The organism is Cohnella panacarvi Gsoil 349, assembly GCF_000515335.1.
GTDB classification, from domain to species: Bacteria; Bacillota; Bacilli; order Paenibacillales; family Paenibacillaceae; genus Cohnella; species Cohnella panacarvi.
This window is the reverse complement of record NZ_KI911563.1, coordinates 4,182,291-4,196,184: the sequence shown is the minus strand read 5'-3', so window position 1 is coordinate 4,196,184 and position 13,894 is coordinate 4,182,291. Positions and strand designations below refer to the sequence as shown.

The 13,894-nt window shown below is 53.6% G+C and carries 10 protein-coding genes; 2 read left to right on the top strand and 8 right to left on the bottom strand.

The annotated features are described in order from the left end of the window. Positions 1 to 73: 73 nt before the first annotated feature. The 6 genes from COHPA_RS0120115 to COHPA_RS0120085 all read right to left on the bottom strand — a co-directional run bounded on the left by COHPA_RS0120115 (position 74) and on the right by COHPA_RS0120085 (position 8,813). Complete coding sequence (locus COHPA_RS0120115) at positions 74 to 1,012, bottom strand: phosphate ABC transporter substrate-binding protein (protein ID WP_027087945.1); 939 nt, start codon at positions 1,010 to 1,012, stop codon at positions 74 to 76. An 86-nt stretch (positions 1,013 to 1,098) separates the two neighbouring features. Then, positions 1,099 to 2,253 carry a methyl-accepting chemotaxis protein gene (locus tag COHPA_RS0120110; RefSeq protein WP_027087944.1) on the bottom strand — a complete coding sequence of 385 codons (1,155 nt, stop codon included), beginning with the start codon at positions 2,251 to 2,253 and terminating at the stop codon, positions 1,099 to 1,101. A 357-nt stretch (positions 2,254 to 2,610) separates the two neighbouring features. After that, the gene (locus COHPA_RS25875; RefSeq protein WP_027087943.1) at positions 2,611 to 3,822 is read right to left on the bottom strand and encodes an S-layer homology domain-containing protein; all 1,212 of its coding nucleotides are present in this window, start codon (positions 3,820 to 3,822) and stop codon (positions 2,611 to 2,613) included. A 1,341-nt stretch (positions 3,823 to 5,163) separates the two neighbouring features. Continuing rightward, positions 5,164 to 6,300, bottom strand: a complete 1,137-nt coding sequence (locus COHPA_RS0120095; protein WP_035121510.1) for a Gfo/Idh/MocA family protein — start codon at positions 6,298 to 6,300, stop codon at positions 5,164 to 5,166. Positions 6,301 to 6,320: 20 nt separating this feature from the next. Beyond that, positions 6,321 to 7,283 carry a sugar phosphate isomerase/epimerase family protein gene (locus COHPA_RS0120090; protein WP_027087940.1) on the bottom strand — a complete coding sequence of 321 codons (963 nt, stop codon included), beginning with the start codon at positions 7,281 to 7,283 and terminating at the stop codon, positions 6,321 to 6,323. A 453-nt stretch (positions 7,284 to 7,736) separates the two neighbouring features. Then, on the bottom strand, positions 7,737 to 8,813 hold the full coding sequence (locus COHPA_RS0120085) for a Gfo/Idh/MocA family protein (RefSeq protein WP_027087939.1): 1,077 nt from the start codon (positions 8,811 to 8,813) through the stop codon (positions 7,737 to 7,739). 124 nt (positions 8,814 to 8,937) lie between these two features. On the opposite strand from COHPA_RS0120085, the gene COHPA_RS0120080 reads away from it, so the two are divergent. Together COHPA_RS0120080 and COHPA_RS0120075 are read left to right on the top strand one after the other, a co-directional pair. After that, positions 8,938 to 9,807, top strand: a complete 870-nt coding sequence (locus tag COHPA_RS0120080; RefSeq protein ID WP_027087938.1) for a helix-turn-helix domain-containing protein — start codon at positions 8,938 to 8,940, stop codon at positions 9,805 to 9,807. 820 nt (positions 9,808 to 10,627) lie between these two features. Continuing rightward, on the top strand, positions 10,628 to 11,326 hold the full coding sequence (locus tag COHPA_RS0120075; RefSeq protein ID WP_027087937.1) for a hypothetical protein: 699 nt from the start codon (positions 10,628 to 10,630) through the stop codon (positions 11,324 to 11,326). Positions 11,327 to 11,450: 124 nt separating this feature from the next. Here the strand turns inward: COHPA_RS0120075 and COHPA_RS0120070 are convergent, their stop codons facing one another. Together COHPA_RS0120070 and COHPA_RS0120065 are read right to left on the bottom strand one after the other, a co-directional pair. Next, the gene (locus COHPA_RS0120070; RefSeq protein ID WP_027087936.1) at positions 11,451 to 12,968 is read right to left on the bottom strand and encodes an RCC1 domain-containing protein; all 1,518 of its coding nucleotides are present in this window, start codon (positions 12,966 to 12,968) and stop codon (positions 11,451 to 11,453) included. 151 nt (positions 12,969 to 13,119) lie between these two features. Beyond that, positions 13,120 to 13,848 (bottom strand): response regulator transcription factor, encoded by a 729-nt coding sequence (locus COHPA_RS0120065; RefSeq protein ID WP_027087935.1) that lies wholly within the window; start codon positions 13,846 to 13,848, stop codon positions 13,120 to 13,122. Between the last annotated feature and the right edge of the window lie 46 nt (positions 13,849 to 13,894).

The following is a 13,894-nucleotide window of genomic DNA, read 5'->3' as shown; positions in this document are numbered from 1 at the left end:
CTCTCCCTTTACGCAGTCAGTCAAGGGGCGAATAGTCAGCCCCTTGACCGGACCATAATAAGCGATAGATGAATTACTTCGTTAGGTTGCCTTGCGCATCGCGCTTCACTTGCATCTTGCCGGTAGGGATATAGCCGAGCTCTACGACGTCTGCGTGCTGGACTTCGTCGCTGAGCATGTAGTCGAGGAAAGCTTTGACCGCGCCCGTAGGCTCGCCTTTCGTGTACATATGCTCGTAGGCCCAGATCGGATAAGCTCCGGTTGCTACGTTGTCTTCCGTTGCTTCCACGCCTTCGTATTTCACCGGCTTGACTTTGTCGTCCAAGTAGGACAGAGCCAAGTAACCGATCGCGCCAGGCGTTTCGCTGACGAGCTTCTTAACCGTGCCGGAGGAATCTTCCTGGATCGAGCCTTGAAGGTCTTCCGTCTTCTGACCGAGCGCGAACTTCTCGAACGTCGCGCGGGTACCGGAGCTGGCGGGACGGTTGATGATTTGGATTCTGGCATCGGCTCCGCCGACGTCTTTCCAGTTCGTGACTTTACCCGTGAAAATGTCGATCAACTGCTGTTTCGTCAAGTTGTCGACCGTAACGTCAGGATTAACGACCGCCGCCATCGCGACGACAGCGACTTGGTGATCCACGAGCTCGGCCGCTTTAGCGGCGTCAAGCTTCTCTTCCGCGAACGGGTCGGAATTGCCGATGTCCGCTTGGCCTTCGGATACTTGCGTCAAGCCCGTTCCGCTTCCGCCGCCTTGAACTTGGATCGATACGCCCGAGTGTTTATCCATGAATTTCTGCGCCGCTTGTTCGACGAGTTTCTGGATTGCCGTGGAGCCCGTTGCGAGGATCGATCCGCTGAGTTCGCTTGCCGACTCGCTCGGCGATTCGCTAGGAGATCCGCTTGCGCCTCCGTTAGAAGCGTTCCCTGCCGTGTTGTTGTTGTTATTTCCGCATGCAGCCAAGGTCAGTGCCAACATTAAGGTCAACGATAGGATCAGCCATTTTTTCATTTCGGTAGGTTCCCCTTCCAAACTCTTTTTTTTATCTTACGAGATTCATTGTATAAGCCGAACGTTAACCGAAAGTCATAGTTTTGTTAACGCGGTGTAAAATCCGATTGCCCGGAAGGTCCGTGAAGTTGGTTCATTAATTTGCCGAACTCGCTTCGAATTTGAAGCGAGATGTTCTGCGCCTCCGCGCAAGCTTCGATAAGCCGAATAGCCGCCTCGTGATTGCGCTCCGACGTCTGCCATAGCTGAGAGAACGTGTCCTCGGTCCGCTTCACCTGGACGAAGCCGCGATCCGCCCCTTCTTTGCCCTCTCGGATGAGCGTTGCCGCGCCGTTCACCGCCGCGGTCATCGCGTGCAACTGCCGCGTGATCTGAACGGCGGACTGCTTCGTCTGGTCGGCCAAGCCGCGGATTTCGTCCGCGACGACCCCGAAGCCTTTGCCGTGCTGGCCGGCACGGGCCGCTTCGATCGACGCGTTCACCGCGAGCAGGTTGCACTGGTCCGCCAGCTCCGCGATGAGCTTGATGATTCCGTCGGCGGCTTTCGTCCGATCGGTAAGCTCCGCGACCGCCTTTTCTTGGCGAAGCGCAATATCGGACCACATGTGGAACAAGATCAGCATCTCATCGAGCTCGCGACGGCCTCGCACCGTCATCTCCGCGATTCGGTCGCTCAACAGCCTGGTGTCTTGAGTCGTCCCGGACACCTTGTCGATCGATGCGTGTACTTGCCCGATCATGCTTTCCGTATCGCGTACCGTTCTCACTTGCTTGTTCGTCGCTTCCTTTTGCAGCAATCTGGACATTTGGAGCAGATCGTTCACCGTCACGATTCCCGCCAGCTTGCCGCGATCGGTCAGCAGCACCGCGTCGTAGAACGTCGTTTCGTCCCGCTTCAACGCGCGATCGATCAACTGCCAAGGCTGTATGCCGATGTCCGCCATTAGCGGCCGATCATCCATTAATCGCGCGATCGGTTGATGTCCGAACAACGAAAGCCCGAACGCCGAACCGAGCATGCGGAAAAACCGATGCCGCATCACGAGGCCGATCGGCAATCCCTTAAAGTCGCATACGACGACGGATTCGGCCTCCTTGTTATGGCGGAATAGCGCGACGAGATCATCGCATACCTGATCGGGCGTCACCGTCGGGCAACGTTTCATCCAGTCGGCGATCTTGATCGGTTCGAGCAACTCCTGAACGGGCTTAGGCTTATCCAATACAGCCGTTATGGTCATGAGAACCCCTCCTATGTATGACTTCTTTCGCCAACCCTACCATTCGCGTGTCAAGCCACTGTTCGGGCACGGTTAAGAGATTGTAAAGTTAAGCTCAATAACAACGATTTGCATTTATTTCGTCTAAAAATGTCACTTGCGCCGAATAACAACGATATGCAGCTGTTTCCCACCGAGATCAGTGAGTTCGATCCATGATGGTGAAATAACTTCGAGTTGTTGTTATTTTTCCTATTCACTCGTTTACGCCAACAATAACCGTCGATTTGTTGTTATTCGCTCTCCCTCACACCGAACCAAAAAAGCCGTTCGAAGCTTCCCGGTCAGGGAGCCTCGAACGGCTGATTGGAATAAAGGCTAGTTTATGAATTTAATGTAGTCGAGCAATCTATTAAGCGTGGAGACCGCTTCCGCGCGAGTCGCTTTCTGTTGCGGATTGAACTTGCCTTGCGCGTCGCCGCTCAATACTTTGGCGTCGACGGATTGCGCTGCGAAAGCTTTCGCCCAATCGGAGATGTTAACGTTGTCCGCGAAAGCGGCGAGCAAGCTTGATTGTTTAGCGGATACATCGGGTTGCCGGCCGACGAACGCCAATGCTTTCGCCAACATGACCGACATCTCTTCCCGAGTAATCGTTGCGCTCGGAGCGAACGTCGTGTCGGTTCGGCCTTGTACGATGCCGGCTTGTACGGTTGCTCGCACGGCTTTCGCATACCAGCCTGTAGCGGCTACGTCCGTAAAGGCCGTGTCGGATTCGACCATCTCGAGGCCAAGGCCTCTTGCGATTAGTGCGGCAAACTCGGCGCGGCTAATATCCTTGTCCGGGCTGAATGTATCAGCGGAAGTTCCTTTAACCAGCAGCTTCGAAGCCAGCGTCTCGATATCCGATTTTGCCCAATGGGACCGTATGTCGGAGAAAGTTACCTTCGCTTTCTCTACGATGGCGTATGTGCTCGCATGCGGTGCCATAATGACGATTTCGCCTTTTGCGTTTACGCTCGAAGGAATGAATTGCAATTCGCCTGTCTCCGAATCGATTATGACTGCCATATATTCCTTGCCCGCAACCTTCTCGGATACTTGGATTGTTCTCTGCACGTACGTCTTGCCGAAGCTCGTGATTTCTTGCGACTTGCCGCCGCCCGTTGCAGCTACGCTGAAGTTTGTAATCTTCGAGATATTGACGTTCTGCGCTTTGGCTTGCTCGCGAATTTTGTTATCTTGTTCGGCATTCGGCGCCGATATCGTTACGAATAGTTTAACGTCTTCAAGAGAGACGCCAAGCTGCTTGGCCAACTCTTGATAGTCGATGGCACGAATCGGAATATCGATACTGCCGATACCGGAACTAAAGGAGATAACCGTGTCCGAGCCGGACTTCGACTTATCGGCTAGCGCGCCTGCTGGAAGCTCGAATTTCGTGCTGTCGCTCTTCTGATCCACGTTAATGTGAATCTTGTGGGAAGCGGCAGCATTGGATTCAAGCGCTTCGAACGCCTTGCTCATATCCTTGCTCTCGAGCGATACCGTCGTCTCGGTCCTGCCGTCGGCAGTCGTCACGGTTTTCACGCTATCGGAGCCTGGCCCAAGGACTACCCCGTCATTACCCATGGTGATCTTACTAAAATTACCGTTATTCGTTGTGACACCCAAAGTACCTTCATTCGATGACGGATTTGACGGCGCCGATGAATCTCCCGAAGCAGAATCGCGAATACTTACGTCATTGAATCTATGAACATTCGTGAAATCAACAACTACATTGCCATCAAGTGTATAAGGATGTCCAAGTAACACAACTAAGTCGTAAGTACCTGCTGGAAGACGCTTAATTTCATCGCCTCCCGCCGTATTCGACAAAGAGAGTACATAATTATGTCCTCTAATCAATCCGGAATCGGTCTCAAACATGAGAATATCGAACGAATACATAGGATCGAGTCTATCATAATCAATGATGAAAGGATTAACTTTCGTTATCGGTACGACAGTGGGAGTGCTAGAAGCGCTAAGGTCATACAGGCTGAAGTCATCAGGCGTAATCCGACTCATATCGAATTGGTTATCCCTGCTAAAATGGAACCCGATACTTTTCATATTCCGTGTAAAATTGATATCATTCACGTCATCATCGGATGGCGTAAAATTGACTAAGACGTCGCCCCCTTGCATATAAGCATAGGTACCAGCCGAGACGGAAGAATAATCTTCCGTTGCCTTTATACGATAGACATCCAAATGAGGGTTTTCTGCAGGGTTCTTATACCCGAATGAATGATCATCTTGCGACAATGACAACGTTGTCCAATTATCGCCGTTATCGTCGGATACTTGTATGCTGGTAGGCATATTGTCGACATTATGAATATTCAAGGCGGTTTGCCAATATAAGTCGTTGTTATCATCGTATAAAAAAGAATACTTATTGAATATGAGGTCATCAACAACGGTATAAGTCGCTTCCGTAACGGAGGTTGTAATCTTAACCTGAATGCTAGATGGATCTTTTGATTCAATATACCCGCCCAAAATATTGTCATCTGGGTAAAAATTAATGATAGCAACGCTAAATGCATTCGCAGTTAGAGGGAGCATATTAGCAGAAATCAGCACAGTCAGCATGATCGCTGCGGCTTTTCGAATCAAGTTGTTTCGAAAGCTTTTCATCAGAATCATTCCAATCATTAGTGGTATTATGCAACGGATTATAGTTTAATCCAATTTTTGGTCGTTTGAAAAGCTATTTGCATGAAAATAAGACTATTTACATATTTCATCAACAAAAAAGCCGTTGGAATCTCCCAGTTGCTGGGGTTTTCCAACGGCTTCTTGTGACGTTCGAAGTATCTCGGTAACGGGACCAAAGAACGACCTCTATTTGTCCCACTATTAATTTTGCTGTATTTCGCTTTACACCTCGTCTACGTTAACCCAAGCGCCGCGCTCGATCGACAGATCGACCGCCTCGAGCACCTCTTGGCACTTCACGCCGTCGTAGAACGTCGGGGTGAACGGCGAGTTCGTCGTCATATGCTGCACGAACTCGTACACGATGTGAACGAACGCGTGCTCGTAGCCGATAATGTGGCCGGTCGGCCACCAATTGCCGGCGTACTTGTGGGATGGCTCGGTCGCCATAACGCGGCGGAAGCCCGCCAAGTTCGGCTCGTCCTCGCGGAAGTATACTTCGAGCTCGTTCAGCTTCTCAAGGTCCCAACGGATGGAGCCCTTGCTGCCGTGAATTTCGAACGTGTTGTGGTTTTTGCGTCCTGCCGCGAAACGGGAAGCCACGAAGACGCCCATCGCGCCGTTCTTGAAATCGGCCAGGAAGCCGGTCGCGTCATCGACGGTTACTTCGCCCTTCTCGGTCGCGGAGCCCTTACCGGACAATCCCTCGGAGCCGGTTAAGATCGGACGCTCCTTCACGAACGTGCGGTTATGGCCGACGACGCGATCGAACTCGCCGATTAAGAAGCGAGCGAGGTCGATGCTGTGCGCGTTGATGTCGCCGTGCGCGCCGGAGCCCGCGACTTCCTTCTTCAGGCGCCATGCGAGCGGCGTGTTCGGATCGACGAGCCAATCCTGCAGGTACGTCGCGCGGTAATGATGAATTTCGCCGAGGCGGCCTTCATCGATAATTTGTTTCGCCAACTGCACGGCAGGCAAAAAGCGGTAGTTGAAGCAGATCGCGTGCTTGATGCCCGCTTTCTCCGCCGCTGCGAGCATTTCGCGTCCGTCCGCGAGATTCAGCGCCAGCGGCTTCTCGCAGAAGACGTGCTTGCCGGCGGCGATAGCCGCCAGCGTAATTTCTTTGTGCGCGTCGCTCGGAGCGTTAATGTCGACGAAGTCGATGTCGTCGCGGGCGACCATCTTGCGCCAATCGGTCTCGTAGGACTCCCAGCCGAATTTCTCGGCCGCTTCTTTAACGCCTTGCTCGTCCCGTCCGCAGATCGCCTTCATGACGACGTCCGCTTCGGTATCGAAAAACATTCCTACGTCTTTGTAGGCATGACTATGGGCTTTGCCCATGAATTTATAGCCGACCATGCCGACGTTGATTTTCTTTTTTACGCCCACCACATTTCACCCGCGCTTTCTTTCAGGATGAGGCTATTGAGGAAGCCTGCGGCTTTCGTGAAGCCTTCGTTCACGCTCATGATGCCGTCCTCGTGTTCGATGCTGATCGTGCCGTCGTATCCGACGAGACGCAGCACGCTGACGAGGTCTTTCCAGAATTCGTCGTCATGACCGTACCCGACCGTGCGGAACACGAAGGAGCGGTTCAGGATATCGCCGTAATGCTTCGTATCGAGAACGCCGTTAAGCGCGACGTTGCGCTTGTCGATTTTCGTATCCTTCGCATGCACGTGGTAGATCGAATCGCCGAGCGCCTTGACGCACTCGATCGGGTCCATTCCTTGCCAGAACAAGTGCGACGGATCGAAGTTGACGCCGATGTTGTCTCCGGCTTCGCGGCGAAGGCGAAGCGCCGTCTCCGTGTTGTAGACGAGGAAGCCCGGATGAGCCTCGATCGCGACTTTGACGCCGTGCTTGCGGCAGAACGCGGACTGCTCTTTCCAGTACGGAATCGCGACTTCGTTCCATTGCCATTCGAGGATCGTCAGGAAATCCGGCGGCCAAGGGCAGGTGACCCAGTTCGGATATTTGGAGTTCGGGGAGTCGCCGGGACAGCCCGAGAACGTGATGACCGTATCGACGCCGAGCTTCTCGGCCAATTGCACGGTAGCGACGAAATCGTCGTGGTGCGCCTTCGCCAGAGATGCGTCCGGATGCAGCGGATTGCCGTGGCAGCTCAGCGCGCTGATCGTCAGCCCTCGGCTGTCGACCGCGTCGCGAATTCGCTTGATCGCAGCCTCGTCGTTCAAGATCGTCTGCGCGTTCACGTGAGCCGTTCCCGGATATGCACCGGTTCCGATTTCTACGGCTTGGAGTCCCGCCGCTTTCACGGTGTCCAATGCTTGTTCGAACGGTTTCTCGCCGAACAATACGATAAATACGCCAGCCTTCATGGTTACCTTCACCGAACCTTTCCTTGTAAAAATGAAGATAGAGATGACGCGCATTCATTATGTACACGCGTTCATCTTTGCTACATTCCTAGTTTACATGATATCTCTTCCATATTCTAATAAAAAATTCAAACGCCGCCCGATCCGACGTCCTCGACTCGATCCAACGTCTTCCGCTTATCGCACGAATAACAACTATTTGCAATTATTTCGAACAACTCGACCACCGACAGGATGTATAACAACCATTTGCCGTTATTTCGAACTACTCGACCGCCGACAGCACGAATAACAACTATTTGCAATTATTTTATAAGAAAACCCCTGATTGCATGGCATATGCGCATTATAACTATCGATTTGTCGTTATTTTACGCTCTCTCCACTTTCAAGGGTGCAATAACTGCAAATAGCTGATATTTCGCTCCAAACCAAATCCCTATCAAATCTACATTATTCGAAGCTGATCGCTTGACCTTTGTTCGCCGACTCGTAGATCGCCTCGAGAATTTGCTGGACGACGAGCCCTTGCTTGGCCGTGACTACAGGCGATTGGTCGTTCAGAATGGCGTTGATCCATGCCCGCGCTTCATGCTCCGACGCGTCGTCCGGAACCGAGCCGCCCCAGCCGGCGTAGCCGGACATTTGCACCTCGCGTTTATAGAGCAATCCGTGCTCCTCGCCGTTCACGTGAAGGCCGCCCCGCATGTCCGCGCCGGCTTTCGTCCCGCATAGCGTCACTTTGGCTTCGTCCGGATCGGAGATGTTGAGCGCCCAACTGGATTCGAGCCACACGGTAGCTCCGTTCTTCATCGTGATCATCGCGAACGCCGAATCTTCGACCGTGAACTTAGCCGGATCCCAAGGTCCCCACATATTCGCCCGGCTGCCTTGTTCGGCCAGCTTGCGGTACGACGAGCCCAGCACGATTTTCGGTTCGTAGTTGTCCATGAACCAGAGAGCGAGATCGAGCGCGTGCGTGCCGATATCGATCAGCGGACCGCCGCCTTGCTTCTCCAGATCGAGGAATACGCCCCAAGTCGGCACGGCGCGGCGGCGGGTCGCGTGCGCCTTCGCCATGTAGATTTCGCCGAGATCGCCAGCTCTGCACGCCTCGTGCAGCCACCGGCTATCCGCGCGGAATCGGTTCTGATACGCGATGCTCAGCTTCTTGCCCGTGCGCTCCGATACCTCGAGCATGCGCTGGGCGTCCACGGCCGTCTTCGCCATCGGCTTCTCGCACAACACGTGTTTGCCATGCTCCATCGCGGCGATCGACAATTCCGCGTGCGTGTCGTTCGGCGTGCAGACATGAACGACGTGAACGTCCGGATCGCGCAGCAGCTCGAATACGTCTTGGTAGATCCGCGCATCCGGCGTGCCGAATTTATGCTTCGCTTCTTGGGCGCGGTCGTTCGAAATATCGAAGAACGCGACAACCTGGGCTTCTTGGATTTTGGCTAGCGAAGGAAGGTGCTTCCCCATGGCGATTCCGCCGCAGCCGATCATGCCTACGTTAACTTTTGACAAAATACACGTCCTCCTTGCGGGTTTGCTGTATTCATTCTACAATTAGTTTAACATATTTGCTTCGGAATCCCATCCGCCCTGATGGGACGATTATATGCGATTTTGCCATCGGAGGGATCGACCCATGCAGGCAGTCAGAGAGAAGATCGAATACGAGAACCCGTTGCTCTCCTTGAAAATATGGCAGGCTACGCGAAGCGAGATCGGCAACATCGCATGGCACTACCATCCGGAATGCGAGCTTATGCTCGTGAAGTCAGGTAAGCTCGACATCGATTTAAGCGACGTCACGTATACGCTGCAAGCGGGCGACGTCGTTATACTCGGCAACTCTCAGCTGCATCGGGACCGGAACACGGGCGGATTCCTGGATTACATCGTGCTTCAATTCGACTTGAATACTTTCTTCGACCAAAGTACGATTCCCTACTTGCAATATTTTAATGAAACGAAAGTGCCTTTGAGCACGATGAATTACGTCTTCCGCGAGAATCCGCAGGCGAACGAGGAAGCCGCCGAGTGCATTCGCCAAATCCTCCAAGAAGCGATCGACAAAGAAAGCGGTTACGAGCTGGCGGTCAACCTGCTCATTAAGAAGCTGCTGCTGATTTTGATTCGCAACGACACCCGCGGACTGCTCGCCGATCAAGACCGCGTCGAGCGCATTCGCCTCAAGCCTGTGCTCGATTACGTCGAGACGAACATCGACGACCGCATCGCGGTGGAAGACGCCTGCAAGCTGGCGAACATGAGCTACTACTATTTCGTGAAATTTTTCAAGAAGATCATGGGGCTGTCGTTCACCGAATACGTTAACTTCCGCAAAATCAAGCGAGCCGAGCAGTTGCTCCTCACCCGCGACATGAGCGTCACCGAAGTCGGCGACCAGATCGGCATGGCGAACATGGCCCACTTCTATAAGATGTTCAAGCGCTTTAACGGCTGCTCGCCGAAGGAGTTCCAGCGCAAGATGTTGGCCTGGGGACGCAGGTAATTGTCGCGGAGCGCGACAATCTGACGCCCACACGTCGCAATCGCACCAACTTTGTCGCGCTCCGCGACAATCTGACGCCCACACGTCGCAATCGCACCAACTTTGTCGCGCTCCGCGACAATCTGACGCCCACACGTCGCAATCGCACCAACTTTGTCGCGCTCCGCGACAATCTGACGCCTACTCGCCGCTATCGCACCAACTTTGTCGCGCTCCGCGACAATCTGACGCCCACACGCCGCTATCGCTCCTACTTTGTCGTGCTCCGCGACAATCTGACGCCCACACGTCGCAATCGCACCAACTTTGTCGCGCTCCGCGACAATCTGACGCCCACACGCCGCTATCGCTCCTACTTTGTCGCGCTCCGCGACAATCTGACGCCTACTCGCCGCTATCGCTCCTACTTTGTCGCGCTCCGCGACAATCTGACGCCTACTCGCCGCTATCGCTCCTACTTTGTCGCGCTCCGCGACAATCTGACGCCTACTCGCCACTATCGCTCCTACTTTGTCGCGCTCCGCGACAATCTGACGCCCACACGTCGCAATCGCACCAACTTTGTCGCGCTCCGCGACAATCTGACGCCTACTCGCCGCAATCGCTCCTACTTTGTCGCGCTCCGCGACAATCTGCGGCCCTCACGCCGCTATCGCACCAACATTGTCGCGCTCCGCGACAATGTTCAACTAAACTATTGCTCCCGCACGCATAACATGGTACATTCACTCCATCATACACGGACGTGAAGCACACGCCGCTCTTAGCTGGGTCGAACCTAGCTGAGGGCGGCTATTTTTATACGAAGGCGGTAGATGAGATGCGCGCGAAAGAAGAACTGCAGATGGATCGAGACTTAAAGCTAGCTTACGACGCCTGGCTTGCAGAGCACCTTAAGCATAGCAAGGGCGAGCGTCGAAGACGATTGGAGCAGCGGATCGGCCATGCCGAGAAACTGTTCATCATTAAGGTGTGGTGGCCGCTTTTCGGTCATCTCAAAAACCTGCATCCTGAATTCGAAGTCAAAGACTTTAAAGACGGTTGGCGTTTTCTCGACTTTGCCTATTTGCTGGCCGGTTGTAAGATCTGCATCGAAATCGACGGTTTCGGTCCTCACTGGCGCGATATTAATCGCAACCAATTTTCCGACCAACTGATGCGGCAAAACCACCTCATCCTGGATGGGTGGTTAGTGCTTCGCTTCTCCTATGACGATATCCTTGAGAAACCGCGTGCGTGCCAATCTATCATCAGCCAATTGATCGGCAGACGGGCTCCAGATTTCAGCTCCGAATTACCCGCGTTAGAGCCTTTAGAGATGTTGCTGTATCGAATCGCTTTGTCCATGCCCGAACCGCTGACCCCGGCTTATGCCGCGCAACATTCCGGACTGCATCGATCGACGGCGGTCCGGCATCTCCGAGCGCTTACAGAGAAGCAAGTGCTTCTATCGTCCAAACGCGGTACCAAGAAAATATGCAGCTATCGCGTCAATCCCGAGTTTCAACTTATTCCGTAATTAGGCTATATGCCGAAAACTTCTTGATTCGTCGCGCCACCAGCATCGAGTATAGGAGGCAGCGAAGAATAAATAAAGAGCGTGCCCCGCGGATTGCAGCGATCCGCGAAACACGCTCATGAGATTAAGGTCGAATAATATCCGTAAACGGATTGTTGTCGTCTTGGAACGGAACCGTAATGACCCGTTGCGGCTTCGCGAATATCGAATCGGAGGTCGTCGACTTCTTGCGAGTTCCGGTGGCGGAGGAAACGGCGTAAACGTTAAATACGTAATCCGTTAAAGCGTAGTATTTAAGATTGGGCACTTCAAACGTATATACGCCCGTATCGGATACGCCTACCAATTCCGCTTCGGTGTAAGTGCCGCTCGTTTCGAGCCGCCATCGTATGACATGCGATTCGATATCGCTCGCCAGAGAGGACTGCGTCGTCCAAGTCAGCCTCACCTTGCCGGGCCCCGGTTGAGCCGTTAATCCCGACGGTTTGAATTCCGTATACTTAATGTTCAACGGCTCTGCCAGGAAGTCGGCGTTAACGGGTCCGACTTTATTGTAATCGTTGTCTCCCCATCCCCACAGCCGGCCGTCATCCGTCACGGCCAACGAATGATGGGCGCCTGCGTCGATCGATTTCACGTTGCCGGGGATATTGACGACAACCGGAACGTGCCGGTAACTCCCGGAGCCGTACATCGGACATCCCCATGATCGTACTTTCCCGTCCGCGCCAAGCGCGATGGCGTGCTTATCGCCTACCGCGACCTCAACGATATCGCTGAGCCATTTCACTTGCACGGGCGTTCTGGAATAACTCCTCGTCGGACTGCTCACGCCGAAAATTCCGCATTCGTTCGAGCCCCAAGCCCACAAGGTGCCGTCAGTCTTCAACGCGATCGTGAAGTTAGAGCCCGCATCAACCGATTTGACATCGGTCAGGTCGGGCACGCGGGCCGGCGTTTCCCATTGCGCCACGTTCATGCCGATGCCAAGCTCGCCATTGCCGTTATAACCCCAAGCGAACACTTCACCTTCGGAATTCACCGCGAACGTGCGGTTCTCCCCCGCGAAGACGGCTTCCACGGAGTCGTCTCCCGTAAAATGCGGCACTTGTATCGGAATGGAACGCTCTTCTAGCGGGCGCTGCGACGAAAAGTCATAGGGGCTGTCGCCCCACTCCCACAGCGTATTGTCCGTCTTCAGCGCTACGGTATGGAAATTGCCCGCCGCGGCGGCTTTCACGTCGGATATCCCGTCGATCCGCTTGGGGTTTGAGTAAAATTGACTGCTTCCGCCAGCAATTTGATTATGCGAGTTATCTCCTAGCGCCCATAAGACGTTGTTCCGGACATACAGCATATGAGTGCGTCCGGCCGAGACCTGCGACACGCCGCTTTCGACGATTTTCATCGGGTTCATGCTGAATGGATCCGAATTTTGGAATTGCACTCCCCATGACCACAATCTGCCGTCTTCCGCCAACGCGAACGACCGGTTTCCGGCGGCTTCCACGGTGTTCATCCGCGGCAATTCCGCTGCCGAAGCCTCCCTAAGCGCAACAAAGCTGAAGAAGAATGTTCCCATCCATGCGCACAATAAAAGCTTACATGTAAATCCGACTTCTCTTCTCCCCGTTGCGTTCATCATTCCATCTCCTTTTCGTAATTGGAATATTTTGTTGCAAACAAATATTATCAGTTAATTTGACTTTCTACAATATTATTCTATTAAATTTTACCATCTTCTGTTAACGATCTCCGTATCCGACACCGCAAAATAAAACAAGCTCTCCGACCTATCGGCCGGAAGAGCTTGCTTGGCGATTAACATATAGCTTATAACCGACGCCTCGGATCGACTCGATCTGAACGGTCTGCTGATTCAGCTCCAGCTTCTTGCGCAGCGAGCTGACGTGGACGTCGACGGTACGCTGTCCCCCGATATAGTCGAATCCCCATACGACGTTCATCAGATCGTCGCGGGTAACGACGATGCCCGGTCTCTCCGCAAGATAGAGCAGCACCTCGAATTCCTTCGGCCGCAGCGTAATCCATTGGCCGTTCACGAACACTTCGTATTTATCCGGATAAATCTGCAACTCGCCCAGCGCTATCATTCTTTCCCCGTTCGCGGATTTCGCCGGTTGGCTCTCTTCGTTGCGCGAGCGGCGAAGTACGGCGGAAGTGCGCGCGAGCAGTTCCGCTACGCCGAAAGGCTTCGTAATGTAATCGTCCGCTCCGAGCTTCAAGCCTTGCACGACTTCATCTTCGGCGTTCCTGGCGGTAAGAATGATGACTGGCGTCTTCACGCCGTTCTGGCGCAGCTTCTGAAGCACCTCGAATCCGTTCATACCGGGCAGCATGATATCAAGGAAAATAACGGCATACGTCTCGTGAATCGCCCGATGAAGTCCTTCCGCTCCGTTGCCGACGACCTCCGTCTCATAACCTTCTTGAGAGAGATTATAGGTAACGAGGCGCGCAAGCGTCGGTTCGTCCTCAATGATCAACACTTTGTCCGACATGAGTCCCTCCGGTCTAGCAGGCAGCCCCGCCATAGAATGACTTGAT